Origin of the sequence: Comamonas kerstersii (assembly GCF_002056725.1) — a bacterium.
In the GTDB taxonomy this organism is placed as follows: Bacteria; Pseudomonadota; Gammaproteobacteria; order Burkholderiales; family Burkholderiaceae_C; genus Comamonas; species Comamonas kerstersii.
Genome location: NZ_CP020121.1, coordinates 608,567 through 628,567, shown reverse-complemented (window position 1 = coordinate 628,567; position 20,001 = coordinate 608,567). Strand labels below are relative to the sequence as shown.

Sequence of the window (20,001 nt, the reverse complement as noted above, 5' to 3'; positions counted from 1 at the left end):
ATCAGGGACGAACTTGCAGACGTTCCAGGGTGGCACGCAGCACGCTGTTGTCAGCATCTGCTTCCATGGCTTTGCGCCAGATCTTGCGGGCACGCTTTTTGTCGCCCAGCTCCCACAACACTTCGCCGAGGTGGGCTGCAATTTCCACGTCATCGCGCTGGGCGTAGGCTTGTTCCAGCAGCTCCTTGGCTTTGCCGTGATTGCCCATGCGAAATTCCACCCATCCCAAGCTGTCAAGGATGAAGGGGTCATCAGGCGCCAGTTGCAGGGCCTGCTCAATCAACTCCTTGGCTTCTGGCAGTCGTATGCCACGGTCGGCATAGGAGTAGCCCAGGGCATTGAGTGCGTGGTGGTAGTCGGGTTGCTTGGCAAGAATGCCTTGCAAAATCTTTTCCATGACCTCCAGCTTGCCTGCACGCTCTGCCAGGATGGCAGTTTCATAGGCAATGTCCGCGTTGTCCGGATGCTGGTCATACAGCGTGCGCTGCAGCAGATAGGCTTCTTGCACTGCGTTGCTGTCGCGCAGCAGCGCAACTTCAGCCTGGCGCTTGCGAATGATCTGCTCCTTGGACTGAGCAGGTACAGCACGAATCAAGGCACGGCCCTGTGCCAGCTTGCCTTGCTTGGCCAGTGCCAGTGCCTTGAGGCTCTGGAGGTTCAGGTCATTGTCACTGTCGGGGATCTTGTTCAGCCAGAGGGTGGCCTGTGCATAGTCTTTTTGCTGCATGGCGATGCGTCCGCCAAGCAAATAGGCTTCGCTGAGTACCTGCTCCTGCTGAGGGTCAGACGAAAGAGACTGCTTGCTGGCCAGATTTTCCACGCGGCGTACGGCTTTCAGCGCCTGCTTCCAGTCGCTTTGCAGTGCATATGCGCTGGCCTGTACCAGCCAGGCTTCTGCCATTTCCGGGTTGGACATCAGCAAAGTGTTGAGCTGCTGCTGTGCATCCGCGATGCGGTTCTGGCCGATCAGCACGCGCGCATAGGCAAGCTGTATCGGGGATGCAGGGTCGTTGGCCATGTATTCCTGAACCAGAGCCTCGGCAGCGAGCTCTCCGGCCTGCAGCAGTTCCAGCGCCAGCAGGGCAGTGGCGGAATCCATGGAGCCTGCGGCATGGGCATGCTGCAAGGCCTGCAGTGCCAGATCCTTTTGCTTGGCCGTCAGGCGCATGTGGCCGATGGTGGACCAGGCAGCTGCAGCGAGCTTGGGGTTTTGCAGATCCTGCTGCAGCGCTTGTTCTACGACGGCAGCGGCCAGAGCCTTGTCAGAAACGCGTCCATAGAGCTGGAGGATGCCTAGATATGTAGCGGTCTTGGCAGCGGGGTCCGTCCATGCCACTTCACGGGCCAGAGGCTCCTGCGTCTCGGAGACACGATTGAGCAGCAGCAGCACGTGCAGCAGAAAACGGTTGGCTTCACGCGAATCGGGAAAGTTCTGCTGCCATTCATTGGCGACAGACAGTGCACGAGGCCCGGCACGTGACTGCATGGCCAGCTCTGCGGCACGCTGGTAGATCGCCTCGTCCTGGCTGTTGCGTGCGGCTTCCATCAGCAGAGCAATGGCGTTGACGAAATCCCCCTGTGCGGCAGACATCTCTCCCACGAGCAGCTCGTAAAACAGCTCGCCGTCCAGCGCGGAGGGCAGAGGTGTGCTGCTGGCAGGGCTGCCGATGGGCGGTGTGCTTTCCGCTGCCGGGGCCTTCTGGGCCTGAGCAGGCAGTGTTCCGAGAACAAGGGAAGTGATCAGGGCCAAGCGCCATTTATGAAGTATGGAAACCATCGAACCATAATAATCCAAGCCTTTACCTGCTGTACGCCAAACGCCAAGATCCAGAACTTCCAGAGGTTGAAGTCACCCGCCGCAGTTTTGCCCGCGAGATCGCGGGAACCCACATATTGGCTGTCACCATGGGCAAGCCCTTGCGCTGGCCACTGGGCTGCGCGCCACAGCAGCTGGTGGGCGCCCAGGTGCTGCAGGTACGCAGGCGTGGCAAATACCTGCTGCTGGATCTGGATCGCGGCATGCTCATGGTGCATCTGGGGATGTCAGGCAGTCTGCGGTTTGCGCCTGATCTGCCGCCAGCGGGCAAGCATGACCACTTTGAGATGCGTACAGACCGCGGGGTGCTGCGTCTGCATGACCCACGCCGCTTTGGTGCGGTGATTGCCACGCAGGGCGAGCACGACCCTGTGGCACGCAAACTGCTTGATGGCCTGGGTATGGAGCCGCTGGACGAGCAAAGCTACAGCTGGCCACGCTTTCAGCATGGGCTGCAGAGCAGCCGCACACCCATCAAGCAATTGCTGCTGGGTGGCAAGCTGGTGGTGGGCGTGGGCAATATCTATGCGTCTGAAGTGCTGTTTGCCAGCCGTATTGCACCGACTGCACCAGCCAACACCATCAGTACCATCAAGGCCAGGCGGCTGTTTCATGCCATTCGTGAGACGCTGGCGCTGGCGGTAGAGCATGGGGGCACGACGCTGCGGGACTTTTCCAGCGCAGATGGCATGGCGGGGCACTTCCAGCTGCAGACCAAGGTGTATGGCCGTGAGGGCCTGCCCTGTGTGCATTGCGCACGCCCCGTCGTATTGCTGCGACAGGGGCAGCGAAGTACCTACTACTGTGCTTCTTGTCAAAAGCTCTAGCCAAAGCGTAGCCGGGCGATGAGCAGTCTGGTTATATTCAGAAGCTTTGAGAGGCAATCACAGCGAAGAGGGAGAAATCGTGGGCCCTTCACCTTCATTTAGCGAGCAGTTCGACCGTCTGAGCCACTGGCGCAAAAGCTTTGCGGCGCAGATGGCCAGTTTCCGGGAATGGCTGGCGGCCCATGAACTGCTGGATGCGGCGGTGCAGGAGCAGCTGCAGCGGCTGGAAAACCTGTTGCGTGGCGACAAGGTGAGCGTAGCCTTTGTGGCAGAGTTCTCCCGTGGCAAGTCAGAGCTGATCAATGCCGTGTTTTTTTCCCACTACGGCCGGCGCATCATGCCCGCCAGCCCCGGGCGCACCACCATGTGCCCGACCGAGCTGAGCTACGACACCGGCCTGCAACCCTGCCTGCGCCTGCTACCCATTGAAACACGTGCTCAGCCCTACAGCCTGGCCGAGTGGCGTGAGCGCCCTTCCACCTGGGTGCAGCTGCCGCTGGATGTGGATGATGCCGACCAGCTGGCGCAGACCATGGCCCATGTGGCGCAGGTACGCAAGGTGCCGGTGGACGAAGCCCGCCAGCTGGGTTTCTGGAGCGATGAAGACGGCGTGGAAAACCCGCTGGTGGATGCGCAGGGGCTGGTGGAAATCCCCAAATGGCGCCACGCCCTGATCAATATGGCGCATCCGCTGCTCCGGCAGGGGCTGGTGATTGTGGACACCCCGGGCCTGAACGCCGTGGGTATGGAGCCGGAGCTGACGGTCAACCTCATCGCCCAGGCCCATGCCGTGGTGTTTGTGCTGGCGGCTGATACGGGCGTGACCAAGTCAGACCTGGCGATCTGGAAAGGGCTCCTGCAGCCCTGCCACCGTGAAGGGGATGCGTATCTGGTGGTGCTCAACAAGATTGACACCCTGTGGGGCAGCCTGGACTCCGGCACGGAAGTCAAAGAGTTGCTCAACCGCCAGCGCAGGCAAAGCGCCCAGATTCTGGATATTGATCCGGCGCGCATCGTGCCGCTGTCGGCACAGAAAGGGCTGGTGGCCAAGATTGAAAGCAACACCGCACTGCTGCAAAAAAGCGGTCTGCCCTTGTTTGAGGATTTGCTGGCCCAGGGCATTCTGGCCCATCGCCAGAGCATTTTGCGCAGCGTGGTGGGTGAGGGCATGGCGCATTTGCAGCAGCAGGTGCTGCGTTCCATCCTGATTCGCCGCCGTGATCTGGATGAACAGATGCTGGAGCTGCGCAGCCTGCGCGGCAAAAACACGTCCATGATTGGTCGCATGCGCCAGCGCATTGAGCAGGAGCAGCAGGCCTTTGAGAACAGCACGGCCAAGATACTGGCGCTGCGCACCGTGCATCTGAAGCTGATGAACCAGGCCTTCCATCTGCTGGGCGCGACTTCGCTGCGCAAGGAGCTGGAGCAGCTGTCTGGTGCGCTGGAGCATTCGGGGCTGAAGGTGGGGGTGCGCAAGGTCTATGCCTCAACGTTTGAGCGCCTGCGTGATCTGGGTGCGCAGGTGCGTGCAGCGGCAGCCGAGGTGCAGACCATGCTGGCTGCCATGTTCCGCGAGCTGAATGCGGAGTTCGGCTTTTCGCTGCAGCCGCCAGGTGATCTGCAGCTGCATGACTTTGAGCGCGAGCTGGCGCAGATTGAAGAGAGCTATCTGCAGTACCTGAGCTTTGGCAACACGCTCAAGCTGGCCAACCCCATGTTCGGCCAGCGCATGCTCAAGGCGCTGGGCATGCGGCTGCGTGCGGTGTTTGAATCCGCAGCCAATGACCTGGATTTATGGAGCAAGAGCGCCACGGCACAGCTCGATGCACAATTGAAGGAGCGTAAGCGCAGCTTTGCCCGGCGCATGGAGGCGGTAGACCGCATCCACGAAGCCGCCAGCGGCCTGGCGCAGCGCATTGCCGAGATTGAGTCGGCCGAGCAGCAGTTGGACCAGCTGGAGCAGCGCCTGGCGCAGTGGGCGCAGCAGCTGCTGCAGGTACCGCAGGCGCAGGCCCTGGAGCTAGCCGTTGTGCCCGAGGCGGTCTGAGTGCTGCTGCGCTGACTCTCTGAACCTTCCTCTTTCCCCCGAGCTTCCTTTGAGCGTTCCGAATCCTTTGATTGCCACGCAGGTGGTGCAGTGGCAGGCCGTGCATGGCCGCAACTATCTTCCCTGGCAGCAAACGCGTGACCCGTACCGCGTCTGGCTGTCTGAAATCATGCTGCAGCAGACCCAGGTCACCACAGTGCTGGGCTACTACGAGCGTTTTCTGCAGGCTTTTCCTGATGTGGCCAGCCTGGCGGCTGCACCCGAAGACGATGTGATGGCGCTGTGGAGCGGCCTGGGCTACTACAGCCGCGCACGCAATCTGCACAAATGCGCCAAGGCGGTGATGGCCGAGCATGGTGGCGCTTTCCCGCGCAGTGCCGAGGTGCTGGCGACCTTGCCGGGCATTGGCCGCTCCACCGCAGCGGCCATTGCCTCGTTCTGCTTTGGTGAACGTGCAGCCATTCTGGATGCCAACGTCAAACGCGTGCTCACGCGCGTGCTCGCCTTTGGCGAAGACCTGTCGAGCAGCCGCAATGAAAAAGTGCTGTGGGCGATGGCTGAAGACCTGCTGCCCACGCAGGATTTGCAGCACAGCATGCCGCGCTACACGCAGGGCCTGATGGATCTGGGGGCCACCATTTGTCTGCCACGCAATCCCTCCTGCCTGGTGTGCCCGCTGCAGGCAGACTGCCGTGCTGCACAGCGTGGCAATCCGCAGGACTATCCCGTCAAGACGCGCAAGACCAAGCGTGGCTCACAGGCCTGGTGGCTGCTGGTGTTGCGTGATGTGGGAGGCAATCTCTGCCTGCAGCGCCGCCCTTCCAGCGGTGGTGACACGGGCATCTGGGCGGGGCTGTTCAGCCCGCCGGTCTATGCCGGCGCAGAGGCGTTGAACACGCAGCTGGCCACGCTGGGCGTGCAGGTACAGGCGCGCCAGGACTGGCCTGCGCAGCTGCATGTGCTTACGCACCGTGATCTGTTTCTGCACCCTGTGGTGGTTGATGTGGCCGGAGTGCAGCCTGCGCTGGATGTGCAGGACGCAGGCTGGCAGTGGCAGTCACCGGCCGCATGGCCCCAGTTGGGGTTGCCAGCACCGGTGCGCAAGCTGCTGCAGGATTTATAAAAAACAGAGCTGCCAGCGCTTGTCTAGCAAGTATTTCAGATACTTTTATATCTGAAATGCTTTATTTATAAGCGCTAGCAGCTATTTTTTAGTGAGCGATGGTGACGGTATTTGCCAGCGCGCGGCTGTCCATTTCACGGTGGCGGCGCAGGGTTGACCATTGCTGCTGATAGCGCTGTGCCAGCTGTTCCACCAGATAGACAGAGCGGTGCTGCCCGCCGGTACAGCCAATGGCCACGGTCACATAGCTGCGGTGGTTGGCGTTGAGCACCGGCAGCCAGTGGTCCAGAAACTGCGCAATATGGGCCTGCATGGTCTGCACGTCGGCCTGCTGCTGCAGAAAGTCCTGCACTGGTGCATCCTTGCCGGTCAGCGGGCGCAGCTGCACGTCGTAGTAGGGGTTGGGCAGCATGCGCACATCAAACACATAGTCGGCATCGACCGGAATGCCGTGCTTGAAGCCAAAGGACTGGAACACCAGCGTCATCTGGTTGGCCGGTGCCTGCAGCAGCTGCTTCACATAGCTTTGCAGCTGCGCGCCGCGTATGTCGCTGGTGTCGATGACGTGGGCGTATTCGCGGATTTCGCCGAGTAGCTCGCGCTCGTGGTCGATGATCTGAATCAGCGCCTCGCGTGCCTCCGGGCCCTGTGGCCCCTCGGCCTGTGACAGCGGGTGGCGGCGGCGCGTTTCAGAAAAACGCCGCACCAGGGTGTTGGTGGAGGCGTCCAGAAACACCACATGCAGGCGCAGGCCAGAGGCTTTGAGCCGCTGCAGCTTTTCCAGCTCGCGCGGCAGATTGGGCAGGCTGGTGGCGCTGCGGGCATCAATGGCGACGGCCACGCGGTTGCGCTGCTGTGCGCGCTGCAGGCGGATAAAGTCGCCCAGCAGTTCGGGCGGCAGGTTGTCCACGCAGTAGTAGCCTGTGTCTTCCAGTGCATGCAAAGCCACGGATTTGCCTGAACCGGACATGCCGGTAATCAGCACAATCTCCAAATTCTTCATATCCCTGCCTTCCCTCTCTCAAGCAGACGTTGCGGCCAGCAGCATCTCACGCGCGTGTGCCATGGTCGTGTCAGAAATCTTCTCGCCGCCCAGCATGCGTGCAATTTCGCGCTCGCGCTGACTGCTGTTGGTGGGGGTGACGGTGCTGAAGGTGCCTGCCTTGTCGCGCTTTTTGGACACCACATAGTGGTGATCGGCACAGGCTGCGACCTGGGGCAGGTGGGTGACGGCCAGCACCTGGCGGTCCTTGCCCAGGGCACGCATGAGCTTGCCGACGGTTTCAGCCACGGCACCGCCGACGCCGGAGTCCACCTCGTCAAAAATCAGCGTGCCAGCCTGACCCAGCTTGCTGGTGGTCACGGCAATGGCCAGCGACAGGCGAGAGAGTTCGCCGCCTGAGGCGACCTTGCCAATGGGCTTGGGCGTTGCGCCGGGGTGGCCTGCGACCAGGAATTGCACGCTGTCCAGCCCGTGGGGCGTGGGTTCATCCAGCTTGTCCAGCTGCACTTCAAACTTGCCGCCCTGCATGCCCAGCCCCTGCATGGCCTGGGTGATGGCGCGCGAGAGCTTGGGTGCAGCCTTGGTGCGCTGCAGCGACAGCTCGCGCGCAGCGCTGTGGTAGGCCGCAAGCGCTTGCTGCTCTGCATGGCGCAGGCGGTCCAGGTCCACCACGGCGTCCAGCTGGTGCAACTCTTCACGCCATGACTGCAGCATGCCCGGCAATTCTTCCGGCGTGCGCTTATAGCGGCGTGCCAGCTGCATCCATAGCGACAGGCGCTCGTCCAGCTCGGCCAGCTTGTCTGGGTCCAGCTCGGTGCGGCGCAGATAGATCTGCAGCGAATGCTGGGCATCATTGATCTGCGCCAGACTGGATGCCAGCACATCTGCAATCGCTTTGAATTCAGGCTCCAGATGCTCTTTATCCTGTAGCAAATCCTGGGCGCGGTTCAGCGGGGTGCCGACGCCGCTTTCGTCGTTTTCCAGCAGGTACAGCGCATTCTGTGCGGCATCCAGCAGCGCCTGTGCGTGGGACAGGCGGGTGTGCAGGGTGTTGAGTTCTTCCCACTCATCCATGCCGGGGCTGAGCTTTTCCAGCTCGCCAATCTGCCACTGCAGGCGTTCGCGCTCACGCTGCAGCGTGTCCTGCGCTGCAATGGCGTGTTCCAGGTCTTTGGCTGCAGAGCGCCAGATCAGCCAGTGCTGGCGCAGGCTCTGGGTGTTGACACCGGCGTAGGCATCAAGCAATTGACGCACGGCATCCGCACGGGTCAGGCTCTGCCAGGCGTGCTGGCCGTGAATGTCCAGCAGCTCCTCACCCAGCGTACGCAGCTGCGTGGCGGTGGCCGGTGCGCCGTTGATCCAGGCGCGGCTGCGGCCCTGGCTGTCAATCACACGGCGCAGCAGCAGCACCTCTTCCAACGCAAAGCCGCCTTCTTCCAGCCAGTTGTGCAGGCGGGCGGGACAGTCAAACTCAGCGCTGATGTCCGCCTGTGTCGCACCTTCTCGCACCACTCCGGCATCGGCGCGGCTGCCCAGTACCAGCTGCAGGGCATCAATCAGAATGGATTTACCCGCGCCGGTTTCGCCGGTCAGCACGGTAAAGCCTGCGTGCAAATCCAGCTCCAGCTGCTGCACGATGACAAAGTCGCGCAGCGTGATCCGCTTGAGCGCCATGGTCAGTAACCTCCCTCGTTCCAGCCGAGCTTCTTGCGCAGCGTTGCAAAGTAGTCCCAGCCCACAGGATGGATGAAGCGCACGCTGTGTTCGGAGCGGCGCACATAGATGCGGTCGCCATGCAGCAGTGAGGCCAGTGACTGCATGTCAAAGTTGGCGCTGATGTCCCGGCCGCTGACCACTTCCATCATCACCTCGGTCTGGTCGGACAGCACAATGGGCCGGTTGGACAGCGTATGCGGCGCAATAGGTGCCATCAGCCAGGCAGGAATCGAAGGGTGCATGAGTGGGCCGCCGACCGACAGGGTGTAGGCCGTAGAGCCTGTGGGCGTGGCCACAATCAGGCCGTCTGCACGCTGGTTGGAGACAAAGCGTCCATCTACCTCGACGCGAATTTCCACCATGCCCGAGGTGCCGCCACGGTTGACCACCACATCGTTCATGGCCAGGGCTTCAAACACGGTGGCACCATCGCGCACCACGCGTGCATGCATCAGCGGGCGGGCTTCCTGCTCGTACACGCCCTGCAGCATGGAGGGCAGCACTTCTTCATAGCGGTCCAGCGCAATGTCGGTGACAAAGCCGAGGCGGCCTTGATTGATTCCTATCAGTGGCGTGCCGTATTTGGCCATCTGGCGGGCAATGCCCAGCATGGTGCCATCGCCGCCGACCACAATGCCCAGGTCGCAGTGTTGCCCCAGCTGGTCCACATCCATGGAAGGAAAACTGTGCTGCAGGCCCGTGTGGGCTGCGGTTTCAGCCTCCAGGACGACTTCACATCCCTGTGTACGCAGGAAATTTGCAATACCGTGAAGCACTGTGCTGGACTGCTCGGTAGCAGAACTAGAATGGCTCGGAGACTGGTATTTACCTACCAGTGCGACATGGCGAAACTTGGACGTCATACCGGAAATTACATCATTAAAATCAAAGCATGCTCGATGAACGTGCCAAGTTATTGTTGAAAGCGCTGATCGAGCGCTATATCGCGGATGGTCAGCCGGTGGGCTCGCGCACTTTGTCGCGAGCCTCGGGGCTGGAATTGTCGCCTGCAACCATACGCAATGTCATGTCTGACCTGGAGGAGTTGGGGCTCATCGCCAGTCCTCATACCTCGGCCGGACGGGTGCCCACGGCGCGTGGCTATCGCCTGTTCGTCGACACCATGCTCACGGTCCAGGGCAGCGAACTCACCCCCCCGGAGCTGCCCGCTGAGCAACCCCAGAAAGTGATTGCCAATGCGGCGCAGCTGCTGTCCAACATGTCCCAGTTCGTGGGCGTGGTCATGGCGCCGCGCCGCAGCTCGGTGTTCAAGCACATTGAATTTGTGAAGCTGTCCGAGCACCGGGTGCTGCTCATCATCGTCTCTCCACAGGGCGATGTGCAAAACCGCGTGCTGTTTACCGATGTGGAGTTTGATGCCTCGGAGCTCACCACCGCCTCCAACTTCATCAACACACACTACGCCGGTCTGGACATTGAAGAGGTGCGCGAGCGCATCAAGCAGGAAGTGGTGCGCTTGCAGGGTGAAGTGGTCAAACTCATGCAGTCTGCTGTCAATCTGGGCGCCGAAGCCATGATGCCCGGCCCCCAGGAACAGGTCGTCATCTCTGGAGAGCGCAATCTCCTGTCTGTCAGCGATTTCTCCAGTGACATGGGTAATCTGCGCCGTGCTTTTGAGCTGTTCGAGCAAAAGACCCAGATCCTGCGTCTGCTCGATGTCTCCAGCAAGGCCGAAGGCGTGCGTATCTATATTGGTGGCGAAAGCCAGGTCGTGCCTTTTGAGGAGCTGTCGGTTGTCAGTGCCCCATATGAAGTGGATGGTCAGGTGGTTGGCACTCTGGGCGTGATCGGCCCCACGCGCATGCACTACGACAAGATGATTCAGATTGTGGACATCACATCGAAATTGGTCAGCAATGCGCTCAGTCAGCATCGCTAGCCGTTACAATGCGCGGGTTTCGTCCTTCGCAAGGAGCGGCGAGGCCCGGTTGGGGCGTTAGCTCAGTTGGTTAGAGCAGGGGACTCATAATCCCTTGGTCGTCGGTTCAAGTCCGCCACGCCCTACCAACATACATAAGGAAAGCCTGCTATCTAAAAAGTAGCAGGCTTTTTTCTTGTCTTGATGGACTGGTGCTCTGTCACTGTCAGCCTGATCTGAAAGACACTTGTCAGGCAGCATAGGAGTGGATGAGCCACCGCAATCCGCCCCTCGCCAGCAGAGATTCGCTGATCATTACAATCGGCATAGATTTCAGTGACAAAACTGGCACAAAACTCTGTCTACACAGAGCGCATCCACGTCACATCTGCCCCCGAACACCGAATACGCGTCCATGCGGATCGGGCACTTCCACCACGGCTGTGTGGTGCTCGATAGTGCATTGATATTTAAGGAAAAATCCATGAGCCTCAAATGCGGCATCGTGGGCCTGCCCAACGTCGGCAAGTCCACCCTTTTCAACGCGCTGACCAAGGCTGGCATCGCCGCCGAGAACTATCCCTTCTGCACGATCGAGCCTAACACCGGCGTGGTGGAAGTGCCTGATCCCCGTCTGAAGCAGCTCGAAGAGATTGTCAAACCTGAGCGCATCGTGCCTGCCATCGTGGAGTTTGTGGACATTGCTGGTCTGGTGGCTGGCGCCTCTCAGGGTGAAGGCCTGGGTAACCAGTTCCTGGCTCACATCCGTGAGACAGACGCCATCGTGAACGTGGTGCGCTGCTTTGAAGACCCCAATGTGATTCACGTGGCGGGCAAGGTGGACCCCATTGCCGATATCGAAGTGATTCAAACCGAGCTGTGCCTGGCTGACCTGGCCACCGTGGAAAAGGCGCTGAATCGCTACTCCAAGGCTGCCAAGTCTGGCAACGACAAGGAAGCGGCCAAGCTGGTGTCTCTGCTGACGCCCATTCAGCAGGCGCTGAATGAAGGCAAGCCAGCGCGCGTAGTGCCCGTGTCCAAGGAAGATGCACCGCTGCTCAAGCCCTTCTGCCTGATTACGGCCAAGCCCGCCATGTTTGTGGGCAACGTTTCGGAAGACGGCTTTGAAAACAACCCCATGCTGGACAAGCTCAAGGCCTACGCCGAAGCCCAGGGTGCGCCTGTGGTGGCGATCTGCGCCAAGATTGAAGCGGAAATGTCCGAGATGGACGACGAAGACCGTGACATGTTCCTGCAGGAAATGGGCCTGGAAGAGCCTGGACTGAATCGCCTGATCCGCGCTGGCTACTCGCTGCTGGGTCTGCAGACTTACTTCACTGCAGGTGTGAAGGAAGTGCGTGCCTGGACTGTGCGCGTGGGCGCAACAGCACCTCAGGCTGCTGGCGTGATCCATGGTGACTTCGAGCGTGGTTTTATCCGTGCCCAGACCATTGCGTTTGAAGACTTCATCGCCTACAAGGGCGAACAAGGCGCCAAGGACGCAGGCAAGATGCGTGCTGAAGGCAAGGAATACATCGTCAAGGATGGCGATGTGATGAACTTCCTGTTCAACGTTTGAGTCGCCAAGCCGTTTTCCTGATGTTTCATGAAACACCGGGAAGGTATAAAAACCCCAATAAAACCGCGCAGTTGCGCGGTTTTATTGTTTCATGGTGCTGCTTCGCGTTTCCCGAGCAGTCAAAGCATGCCTGAGTACGCTAGCGAGTACAGCTCTTGGAGTATGTACAAATAAGTGAGTATAGTGACGTTGTCGCCATGACAAGGAGTCAGCCACCATGCTTACCGACACGCACTGCCGCAACGCCAAGCCCAAGGAGAAGCTCTACCGCTTGAATGACCAGCGCGGGCTCTACCTCGAAGTCAAGCCCAACGGAGTCAAGGCTTGGCGATACCGCTTCACACTGGATGGCAAGGCCAGCATGTTTGCGCTTGGCGAATACCCTGCCGTTACGCTCTCTGAAGCCAGGGAACGCAGCGAGGCTGCACGCAAACTGGTCAAGCAAGGCATCAATCCCGCCCAGCAAAGGCAGCTAGACCGCATTCGGCAAGCCAGCGAAGCAAAGAACACCTTCGAGATCGTCGCCAAGGAGTGGCTGCAGACAAAGGACTGGGAAGATGTCACCAAGAACCGGCGTCTGGATATGATGTTGCCCCTGCTTTGTGGAGTTCTTAGCTCCCTGCTTACGCGGCCTTTTTGCGCTGTGCCTCGTACCAGCGTTTCTCGTATTGCATAGGGCTGAGATAGCCCAAGCTCGAATGCAATCTGCGGCAATTGTAGAAGGCCATCCAGTTCATGATGGCCTGCCTTGCTTGCTCCCGAGTAGCGAAGCGCTGCCCATGCACGCAAGCGGTCTTCAATCGACCCCAGAAGCTTTCGATGGGCGAGTTGTCCCAGCAATTGCCTTTGCGGCTCATGGACGAGCGTAGGCCCCAGCCTGCTAACGCAGCTTGGAAGTTCTGGCTGCAATATTGGGCTCCCCTATCGCTGTGGAAGATGGCCCCTGGCTCGGGCCGCCTTCGCCACCAAGCCATTGCCATGGCATCTTTAACCAAGCTGCTTTGCATGTGGGGCTGCAGGCTCCAGCCCACCACCTGACGGCTGAACATGTCAATCACTGCAGCCAAGTACAACCAGCCTTCATCGGTCTGGATGTAAGTGATATCTCCACACAGAAGCTGGTTAGGGGCCTGTGGCGTAAAACGCCGTTGCACCAAGTCTGGAGCTACAGGCAGACTGTGCTTGCTGTCTGTGGTCACGATGAACTTGCGCTTGGTTTTAGCTCGTATGCCATGACTTGCCATCAGCTTACGAACCCGCTCTTTGCCAATGCGCAGCCCTTTGGCTTGCAGCTCTTTGTGCATGCGAGGCCAGCCGTATTCGCCTTTAACCTGTGCATGAATGGCACGTATGTGGGCTAGGGCCAGTTCATCGCTACACAAGCGTGATACCTCACCACCGTTGCGTCTGAATCGGAAGTAACCACTGCTGCTCACTTGCAGAACATGGCAAGAAACAGCGATTGGATAGACGTTCTTCATTTGGTCGATCCAGGCATACCTCGCAGCACGTCCTGCGCGAAGTACGCCGCCGCTTTTTTTGCGATGTCACGCTCCATTCGCAGGCGTGTAACTTCGGCTCGCAGACGGCTTATCTCCATTTGCTCCGGCGTGACCTTGCTTGCACCATCGGCAACCCCAAGCTTCAGAGTACCTGCTTTTACTTGTCGCACCCAACTGCCCAAGCTGGCCTTGGGGATGCCCAGCGTCTGGCACACCTGCATCTGAGACTGCCCGCTTTGCACCAAGCGCACAGCCTCCAACCTAAATTCCTGCGTGTATGCCGCACGTACTTGCTTTGCCACCATTTCTTAGCTCCTTGTCTACATTTTGGACAAAGCTAAGAACTCCCATTTCTAGGGGCAACTTCACAGCTTGGTGATGCTTGTGAATGCTGGCTGATGCCCGACTGGCAAAGCAAACTGGCACGCTATGGCAGCCAGCGGCTATGGCAGGATACGTTTCGGGACTTCGCCAGTGCCGTTGCCCAGTTGCCCGACTATCTGAGCCCGTTAACCGCACAAATGCGCCAATCCGGGCTGGCACTCGAACAGGAAGCGGTCTGGCTACCTGTTCTGTAGATGTCCTTTAAGCAAGCTCGCAATGTCATCTGGGGACAGACCAGCCCCCAGGGCCCGCCTCAGGGCCTGCTCCAGTTGTTGCCAGCCCTGCGCTGAAGAGACATGACTGCCCACTGTTTCAGCTAGGCGAAAAATTAGCCCTTCCAGCAGTTCTTCGTCACCCACATCCGCTGCGGTCTGCTCCGCCAGGGCCAAGAGGACGTTGCGCGCAGATGCCAACGAGTCGATTGGTACCCCGGCCAATGCTGTAGGGGTGCTGATGACACGATCCACCCTGACGACTGTCGCCAAATCAAGGGCTTGATCGACGCCCGGCTCGATCTCCATGCGGATCAGCACATCGCCAGCCAACAGAAAGCGGGTCTTGATAAGCCCCGGCTGCTCATCCTGAAACAACCACACCGGCTGCGTGTTGGCCAGCAGCTTGCCTAGCACGAGCTTGCTGTCATCCAGTGCCCCACGATCCTGCCACTGGTGCAACACGTCGGTACGCAGGCGACCGCCTTCCACGCCGAGGTAGTGCAACAGGCCGACCAGTCGTTTGGCGGAGATCACCTGTTCCTTGCCGCGCAGCCAGACCGAGAGATTAGCGGTGCGGATACCGGTGGCTTCGGCGATCCGCCCCAGCGTTTCCCCGCGCAGTCGTATCAAGGCAGCGGCAAGGGCTGGCAATTGTTCGGGGGCAAGGGTTGGCATGTCGGGCTCTCTGAATTCACTGTAAATCACTATAAGACTTATCGACCAACAAGGCGAGCGTGCAGGTCTTGGCTGTTTGCACAAATCACTGTTATAGTAATTTATAGTTAAACCATTTGGGAGGCCATCATGCGCAAGCCAAAGCAAGCCCGTCCGTTGCGCCTGCGGGAATACGAAGCCGCCATTGCTGCACTCAAGGTGCAGCATCCCTGGCTTGCCCGGCAGATCGTCGAACCTGCGCCGGGGCATTTGGCCGTGGTAGCACATCTGTTTGCCCAAGTGGAATACCTGCTGCCACCCGCCGTGCTCGCCTGCAAGGGCTCACTGTCCGTGAGCTGCAATCGGGATCGCCTGGCCATCCATTACCAGCCGCCGCGACGCCACAGCGAACGCGCAGCAGCCGTGTTCGATCTGATTGCCCAAACGAAGCACCTTTCGCAGCAACAATGCCCCGTTTGCGGTGCACAAGTTATCGGGGACGGCATCCGCCCGCAGCGTTGCCCGCAACATGAAGGAATCCAGGGGCTGTTTGCCGAAGAAGTGCGCCGCAGCCGCCAACTCATCGTCGAACAGGGGGTACAGCAGGTGGTGCGCGATCTGGGCAAGGTGACGACCGAAGACGTGCGCGCTGCCACGGCGGTTGAAGATGAGCCCATTCCGAGTGAAGCCAAGTCGGAGCAGGTTCAGGAGCAGCCAGCAGAAGCCGCTCAATCAGTGCCCTTGCCGAGCATCGTCTTTCTTGATGAAGCAGGACTGGAGGCGTTTGTGAATCGCCACCGACCGAAAGGCGATGACAAGTTCAAGCGCGCGCAGGCGATGGCGGAGCGGATCAAGCGGGCAGGCCATGGTAGCCGCCAACTGGGCCTGCTGCCTCCGGACAGGAAAGCCCTTCTGGATGAGTTCGCGCTGGCTTTTCCAAACTTCCATGAACTGGCCGAGCTGCTACGTGACCACTTTGCCCTCTCCAGCCTGGGCGATGGCCGTGTATCCTGGCCTGCCGTGTTGCTGGTCGGCCCGGCGGGCATTGGCAAAACCGAGGCTGCACGCTGGCTGGCCGATCAGTTGTATTTGCCCTTTCGTGTATTTGATATGGCGAGTACGCAATCGAGTTCGCCGCTCGCAGGTTCCGAAGCCTTCTGGAGCAACTCCGAGCCAGGCCGGCTCTTTGAGCTGCTGGCCTACCAGCCACTGGCCAACCCGGTGGTGGTGCTCGATGAACTGGACAAGGCCAGCAACGGTCGACCGCAATACGATCCGCTGGCCGCGCTCTATACCTTGCTGGAACCGCGCAGTGCGCGGAATTTCATCGACCTGTCGATTCGTGATTTCTCCATCGATGCCAGTCATGTGAATTGGATGGCTACCGCGAATGAGCTGGAGGCAATTCCGGGGCCGCTGCGCTCACGGCTGACGGTGTTGCACATTCAACCGCCCAAGCCGGAGCAGGTCAGAAGCATTGCTCAGTCGATTTACAACCGTCTGCGCGACGAGGCGAGCTGGGGCAACGCCTTTGCCGAGAGGCTGGATGATGATGTCCTGTCCCGTCTGCAAGCCTTGCCGCCGCGCAGTGTGCGTCTGGTTCTTCAGCGCGCCTTAGGTTCGGCGGCTCGTGAAGGCCGGGGACGCGTGCAGGTGCAAGACATCCGATCAACTATCGAGGTAAGTCGCCGAGCTGTTGGTTTTGTCGGCGAAGGGTGGGGTTGAGGCTGCCCAATAAGGCCAGGGAGAAAATGATCATCGGTAAACCCAGCCTCATAGACAGGCGACCTCAATAAAGGGGCAAACTGTACAAGATGTGTTGCTGAAGACTCATTCAATCACACCAATCTGGATCTCAATGCGATTCTTGTCGGATGCAGGTCCGTACCATTCATGATAAACCTCGCGACTTTCATTGCTTGGCGTGAGGCCCGCATCCTCAATGCTGCGAAGCAACGTCTGGTATCCGTGGTTGAACAATCTATCCAGAGGACCTTCGAACATGAAGCAAGCGCAGCGAAAAGCCGACAGTTTCGGCAAATCATTGCCTTTCACAGGTAAACAAAAGGTCAGTTCAAATTCTGTATGAGCGTCCTGGGGCATTGAATGTGCAACAAAAATCGACGGCCCATTTACGACAAGTTGACGTGCTTGAGCCTCTGCACGCATGTTCTCGTATGCCTGTGCTGCCTGTTCGCCAATCTGTGGAATGGTCATGCGCACTGTGCGCTGCAATGCAGTGATTGCTTCTGTTGTATGAATGTTCATGATTCCCTCCTCGTTCGTCATGATGTCAAATTAATAGCCACTGCGCTTCGGTGGAATCCAAGCTGATATGTCATCAAGAGAAGGCGAGATGCTGCTTGAGAGACCATGGTCGACTTCAAGTGTTAACGCCCAAATGACCCATCCGGCAACCCAATCAACCTGCACGACTAGTTCAGAAAGATGCCCCCGAAAGCGAGCACAGAAAGCAAGATGGCGAAGACCACTACCCAGCGCCTTGGCCGAAATTCCGATAAACGCAATAAACTCCACAGTAACAGGCTCATCGATTTCCGGAGGGCTAGCATGATTAGGCCCGCCGCATGTATTCAAAGAGGTGATCGCCATAAGCCGTGCTGCCATTGCAGCCAAACGGTTCGGCAAATTCGTGCAGGACGATCAGGGAAGCGGCACGCTCATCCATCGGAAAGAACGCCCCCTGCGGCTCGCAGTACATCTCGAAGTCCCCTTGCTTCATGCCGCAGTGTTCGCAGTGATTCATCCAGTACGAGCTTTGCGTGGTCTTGCTGAAATCGACGCGGTAGTGCCGCGAGAATGCTTTGATGCGTGTCGCGACGGCGGGGAGAAGATCGGTGACGTAGTGAACAATGGTTGGCTCGTCATACCGATACCACGCATCTCGCTCATAATCCTCTTCGTCGGGTTCCAGCGTTTCATGCCCGGCAGGCAGGATGAAGCCGAACACGCTTGTGTGTTCGTTGCACTTCCAGCACGGCTTGGTGGTCTGGGCGATGAAATAGCTGCTAGAGCGCACGCTGATGTCCGGTTCGCTCGGCAACCAACGCTTGAACACGCCTGCATCCAAACCGTCTGGCACATACCAGAGTTTGCGCTCAGCGTCCCACCGTGCGCCAAGTCGCTTAGCCTCATTCTTCTCTGCGAAGGGTACCGTTAGGTCGATGCGCGGCATACAGCTTCCTTAATATAGTCCTTTGGTTTCCCAGCCTTAGCTCTCTAGCCTGATGGCGGATTGGACTCCTTGCACCAGCGCCGTCAGTTTGTTTCTCGTTGGCCTTAGGAATTACTACATGGTAACGAAGAGGATGCGGATGGAATAGCCAAGCAGGAGATGATCGAGGTTCAGTCTTGTCCTGCAAACCAAGCCGCCCCCGCAGCCAAGGCCGCTGATTCACTAGGATAAGTTGTCGATGGGCCGCTGATGATGCAGGGCTCGTTTTCGCCGTCGCCTTCCACCGTCCACAGCTCCCAAGTTCCGTCGTTTTTCCAGCTGGGGATGGCGGTATAGGGTTTGTCTTTCAGCGCAGCCAGCGCGGCATCCACTTCGGGGCGGATCTGCAGCTCACCCGAATAGATATAAGGTGTCGCGCAGCGGGCGTCAGATGGGTTCATGTTCCGTGCTCCAAAAAAGCGCCAGTAGTGCGCTCGCCTGCAAGTAAATACCGGGGTTGCGAGCTTCACTCGGGCCAGCAATGTTGAGAATAGCGATGGGATGGCTAACCAACCAGTCTTGCCATGCAGCCAACAGCTCTTCTGTAGGGGCATGCAAATCGCACAGCAGCAGCGGCTTGCCGTGTCCCGCCGCCAGATCGCGAGTGAGCAGGCTGCCACCTTCGAGCCTGTCCCAGTAAATGATCAGCGTGGCGTCAGCGTCCAGCACATTGCGCTTGGTACGCTGGCGATAGCCGCTGGATTCGGTCTCCATCAACTGGTAGCGAGCATCCAGTACGCCATCAGCGGCCCGTCGGCCTGCCGGGCACCAGCCGCCGTGCGGAATCTGCCGGGCAATGGCGAAATCCAGCGCTGCTCGGTCTACGCCGGTTTGGCCGCCGGAGATGATCATTAGAACGCCAATCAATCCAGACCCTTTGCTTCCCAGCCTTGGCTGGTCAGCTTGACGGCGTGCTTGGATTCCTTGTTGCCAACACCATCGAGAATGCTCTTGACCACCGGGAAAGCGGCTTGCACCTCGGGCTTCTTGGCCCAGTCGGCAAGGTTGTTGACCTTATAGGTGTAGGTGATGCCTGCCTCTTGGTAGTCACCGAGCTTCATCGGGCCTTCCCACTTCACCACCTTGTCGAGGCTCTTCTGTCCCCAGCACAGATCAGTCTGGGTCACCTTCTGGGAACCGTTCAAACCCCAACTGGTTGCTTCCTTCTCCCGGACAAAGGGTTTGGCGGCATCGGTCAGCGAACAACGCTGTCCCTTGTCCACAGCTTCGCACTTCACCAGCCCGGCGGCCTCAAGCGCGGCCATCTGATTGGCTGTACCGCTTTGCATGGTCTTCTGAAGACGCATGTCCATTTCGGTGACCGCCACCGGGAAGTCGCGGTACTGGTTGAGGCACAACTGCCCCTTTTTCTCGAAATACTGGCTCAGCGCCGCACCGAAGTTCTTTTCGTTTGCATCGGTTTTGCTACCACAAGCGGCGAGCGTGACGGTGCCGAGTACGGCGAGGATGGCAAGCTGTTTGGACATAGGCATGAACTCCCTGTTCTTATTGGTGAATGAAAATGGCATCAGGATAGATCCCAGACTTCGATGGTCAGCACCTTGTCGGGCGGACAGGCGGCGATCTTGTCGTGATGCAAGACGACGGCGAACCCGATTGACGGGCATCACATGGTCGTCGCCGATGACGGCAGGATCGTTGCGCGCTGGCGGGCCGTTCTCGATGATCGGCAGGACATCACTGGCCTTGGCCGTGTAACGGCTGGGATAGCCTCCCGACAGCAGTTGTACCGCCTTGCCCTCATCAACCAGCCGCTGCACCCAGCCATTTCCGCCGACACTGGTTTCCCAGTTCGCCAGCACCGCATCCCTTCGGCCAATGCCTGTATCCCGCTCCTCGGGGGGGCTGGGCGGCAATGACGATCCACCATCCGATCATGTTTTCCTTCCTTCGTCTTCGATCACAACGGAGTTCGACTGGCAACAAACAACTCGACAGGCGTGATGCCACGCTCGACCAGTTCCAGCAGGGGGAGAGACGCGGCAAAGACTTCCATTGCA

Annotated in this window: 20 protein-coding genes and 1 tRNA gene; 9 read left to right on the top strand and 12 right to left on the bottom strand. The window is 59.2% G+C overall.

What is annotated here, in order from left to right; translation table 11 throughout:
• Position 1 precedes the first annotated feature (1 nt).
• Complete coding sequence (locus B5M06_RS02935; protein ID WP_054066737.1) at positions 2-1,750, bottom strand: tetratricopeptide repeat protein; 1,749 nt, start codon at positions 1,748-1,750, stop codon at positions 2-4.
• 56 nt (positions 1,751-1,806) lie between these two features.
• On the opposite strand from B5M06_RS02935, the gene mutM reads away from it, so the two are divergent.
• The 3 genes from mutM (at position 1,807) to mutY (ending at position 5,813) form a co-directional block, all read left to right on the top strand.
• On the top strand, positions 1,807-2,643 hold the full coding sequence (gene mutM / locus B5M06_RS02930; RefSeq protein ID WP_054066738.1) for a bifunctional DNA-formamidopyrimidine glycosylase/DNA-(apurinic or apyrimidinic site) lyase: 837 nt from the start codon (positions 1,807-1,809) through the stop codon (positions 2,641-2,643).
• A 79-nt stretch (positions 2,644-2,722) separates the two neighbouring features.
• Positions 2,723-4,690, top strand: coding sequence for a dynamin family protein (locus B5M06_RS02925; protein ID WP_054066739.1), 1,968 nt, complete (start codon positions 2,723-2,725; stop codon positions 4,688-4,690).
• A gap of 49 nt (positions 4,691-4,739) precedes the next feature.
• Entirely contained in the window at positions 4,740-5,813 is a 1,074-nt protein-coding gene (mutY, locus tag B5M06_RS02920) for an A/G-specific adenine glycosylase (RefSeq protein ID WP_054066740.1), read from the top strand.
• An 88-nt stretch (positions 5,814-5,901) separates the two neighbouring features.
• On the opposite strand, the gene rapZ is transcribed toward mutY, so the two are convergent.
• Genes rapZ through B5M06_RS02905 form a run of 3 tightly spaced genes read right to left on the bottom strand, consistent with a single transcriptional unit; the run spans position 5,902 to position 9,395 of the window.
• On the bottom strand, positions 5,902-6,816 hold the full coding sequence (rapZ, locus tag B5M06_RS02915) for an RNase adapter RapZ (RefSeq protein WP_054066741.1): 915 nt from the start codon (positions 6,814-6,816) through the stop codon (positions 5,902-5,904).
• A gap of 18 nt (positions 6,817-6,834) precedes the next feature.
• The gene (gene recN, locus B5M06_RS02910; protein ID WP_054066742.1) at positions 6,835-8,490 is read right to left on the bottom strand and encodes a DNA repair protein RecN; all 1,656 of its coding nucleotides are present in this window, start codon (positions 8,488-8,490) and stop codon (positions 6,835-6,837) included.
• Positions 8,491-8,492: 2 nt separating this feature from the next.
• A complete protein-coding gene (locus B5M06_RS02905; RefSeq protein WP_054066743.1) occupies positions 8,493-9,395 on the bottom strand; it encodes an NAD kinase in 903 nt (300 codons plus the stop codon).
• A 29-nt stretch (positions 9,396-9,424) separates the two neighbouring features.
• Between B5M06_RS02905 and hrcA the strand changes: the two genes are divergently transcribed.
• From hrcA to B5M06_RS02885, 4 genes are all read left to right on the top strand, one after another.
• A complete protein-coding gene (gene hrcA, locus B5M06_RS02900) occupies positions 9,425-10,432 on the top strand; it encodes a heat-inducible transcriptional repressor HrcA (protein ID WP_054066744.1) in 1,008 nt (335 codons plus the stop codon).
• Positions 10,433-10,483: 51 nt separating this feature from the next.
• Positions 10,484-10,560: transfer RNA gene (locus B5M06_RS02895), tRNA-Ile, on the top strand.
• A gap of 335 nt (positions 10,561-10,895) precedes the next feature.
• Positions 10,896-11,990 carry a redox-regulated ATPase YchF gene (ychF, locus tag B5M06_RS02890; protein ID WP_054066745.1) on the top strand — a complete coding sequence of 365 codons (1,095 nt, stop codon included), beginning with the start codon at positions 10,896-10,898 and terminating at the stop codon, positions 11,988-11,990.
• A gap of 217 nt (positions 11,991-12,207) precedes the next feature.
• Entirely contained in the window at positions 12,208-12,666 is a 459-nt protein-coding gene (locus tag B5M06_RS02885; protein ID WP_054066746.1) for an Arm DNA-binding domain-containing protein, read from the top strand.
• Here the strand turns inward: B5M06_RS02885 and B5M06_RS02880 are convergent.
• Positions 12,614-13,797 (bottom strand): IS3 family transposase gene (locus B5M06_RS02880; RefSeq protein WP_114070859.1). Its coding sequence is split into 2 segments (ribosomal slippage): positions 12,614-13,521 and positions 13,521-13,797, totalling 1,185 coding nucleotides; the frame shifts between segments, so codons are not numbered across the junction. The two genes, B5M06_RS02885 and B5M06_RS02880, sit on opposite strands and share 53 nt — an antisense overlap.
• Positions 13,798-13,890: 93 nt before the next feature.
• On the opposite strand from B5M06_RS02880, the gene B5M06_RS02875 reads away from it, so the two are divergent.
• Positions 13,891-14,070: a hypothetical protein gene (locus B5M06_RS02875; RefSeq protein WP_054067586.1), complete on the top strand. Its 180-nt coding sequence runs from the start codon at positions 13,891-13,893 to the stop codon at positions 14,068-14,070.
• Here B5M06_RS02875 and B5M06_RS02870 read toward each other — a convergent pair.
• Positions 14,056-14,766 (bottom strand): helix-turn-helix domain-containing protein, encoded by a 711-nt coding sequence (locus tag B5M06_RS02870; protein WP_054067585.1) that lies wholly within the window; start codon positions 14,764-14,766, stop codon positions 14,056-14,058. The genes B5M06_RS02875 and B5M06_RS02870 overlap by 15 nt on opposite strands.
• A 129-nt stretch (positions 14,767-14,895) precedes the next feature.
• Between B5M06_RS02870 and B5M06_RS02865 the strand changes: the two genes are divergently transcribed.
• Complete coding sequence (locus B5M06_RS02865) at positions 14,896-16,470, top strand: AAA family ATPase (RefSeq protein ID WP_054067584.1); 1,575 nt, start codon at positions 14,896-14,898, stop codon at positions 16,468-16,470.
• A 105-nt stretch (positions 16,471-16,575) separates the two neighbouring features.
• On the opposite strand, the gene B5M06_RS02860 is transcribed toward B5M06_RS02865, so the two are convergent.
• From B5M06_RS02860 to B5M06_RS02840, 6 genes are all read right to left on the bottom strand, one after another.
• On the bottom strand, positions 16,576-17,013 hold the full coding sequence (locus tag B5M06_RS02860) for a GyrI-like domain-containing protein (RefSeq protein ID WP_054067593.1): 438 nt from the start codon (positions 17,011-17,013) through the stop codon (positions 16,576-16,578).
• 30 nt (positions 17,014-17,043) lie between these two features.
• On the bottom strand, positions 17,044-17,358 hold the full coding sequence (locus B5M06_RS16945; protein ID WP_130932701.1) for a hypothetical protein: 315 nt from the start codon (positions 17,356-17,358) through the stop codon (positions 17,044-17,046).
• A complete protein-coding gene (locus B5M06_RS02855) occupies positions 17,321-17,941 on the bottom strand; it encodes a DUF5710 domain-containing protein (protein ID WP_054067583.1) in 621 nt (206 codons plus the stop codon). Before B5M06_RS02855 ends, B5M06_RS16945 begins: the two co-directional genes overlap by 38 nt.
• A 170-nt stretch (positions 17,942-18,111) precedes the next feature.
• Positions 18,112-18,381 (bottom strand): hypothetical protein, encoded by a 270-nt coding sequence (locus B5M06_RS02850; protein ID WP_054067582.1) that lies wholly within the window; start codon positions 18,379-18,381, stop codon positions 18,112-18,114.
• On the bottom strand, positions 18,368-18,832 hold the full coding sequence (locus B5M06_RS02845) for a putative molybdenum carrier protein (RefSeq protein ID WP_240183985.1): 465 nt from the start codon (positions 18,830-18,832) through the stop codon (positions 18,368-18,370). The genes B5M06_RS02850 and B5M06_RS02845 overlap by 14 nt, the downstream gene beginning before the upstream one ends.
• 11 nt (positions 18,833-18,843) lie before the next feature.
• A complete protein-coding gene (locus B5M06_RS02840; RefSeq protein ID WP_240183984.1) occupies positions 18,844-19,803 on the bottom strand; it encodes a hypothetical protein in 960 nt (319 codons plus the stop codon).
• Positions 19,804-20,001 lie beyond the last annotated feature (198 nt).

Coding starts and splice junctions, on each gene's coding strand:
- rapZ (WP_054066741.1), bottom strand. CDS start 6,816: ATGAAGAATTTGGAGATTGTGCTGATTACCGGCATGTCCGGTTCAGGC.
- recN (WP_054066742.1), bottom strand. CDS start 8,490: ATGGCGCTCAAGCGGATCACGCTGCGCGACTTTGTCATCGTGCAGCAG.
- B5M06_RS02905 (WP_054066743.1), bottom strand. CDS start 9,395: ATGACGTCCAAGTTTCGCCATGTCGCACTGGTAGGTAAATACCAGTCT.
- hrcA (WP_054066744.1), top strand. CDS start 9,425: ATGCTCGATGAACGTGCCAAGTTATTGTTGAAAGCGCTGATCGAGCGC.
- ychF (WP_054066745.1), top strand. CDS start 10,896: ATGAGCCTCAAATGCGGCATCGTGGGCCTGCCCAACGTCGGCAAGTCC.
- B5M06_RS02885 (WP_054066746.1), top strand. CDS start 12,208: ATGCTTACCGACACGCACTGCCGCAACGCCAAGCCCAAGGAGAAGCTC.
- B5M06_RS02875 (WP_054067586.1), top strand. CDS start 13,891: ATGCCCGACTGGCAAAGCAAACTGGCACGCTATGGCAGCCAGCGGCTA.
- B5M06_RS02870 (WP_054067585.1), bottom strand. CDS start 14,766: ATGCCAACCCTTGCCCCCGAACAATTGCCAGCCCTTGCCGCTGCCTTG.
- B5M06_RS02865 (WP_054067584.1), top strand. CDS start 14,896: ATGCGCAAGCCAAAGCAAGCCCGTCCGTTGCGCCTGCGGGAATACGAA.
- B5M06_RS02860 (WP_054067593.1), bottom strand. CDS start 17,013: ATGAACATTCATACAACAGAAGCAATCACTGCATTGCAGCGCACAGTG.
- B5M06_RS16945 (WP_130932701.1), bottom strand. CDS start 17,358: ATGGCGATCACCTCTTTGAATACATGCGGCGGGCCTAATCATGCTAGC.
- B5M06_RS02855 (WP_054067583.1), bottom strand. CDS start 17,941: ATGCCGCGCATCGACCTAACGGTACCCTTCGCAGAGAAGAATGAGGCT.
- B5M06_RS02850 (WP_054067582.1), bottom strand. CDS start 18,381: ATGAACCCATCTGACGCCCGCTGCGCGACACCTTATATCTATTCGGGT.
- B5M06_RS02845 (WP_240183985.1), bottom strand. CDS start 18,832: ATGATCATCTCCGGCGGCCAAACCGGCGTAGACCGAGCAGCGCTGGAT.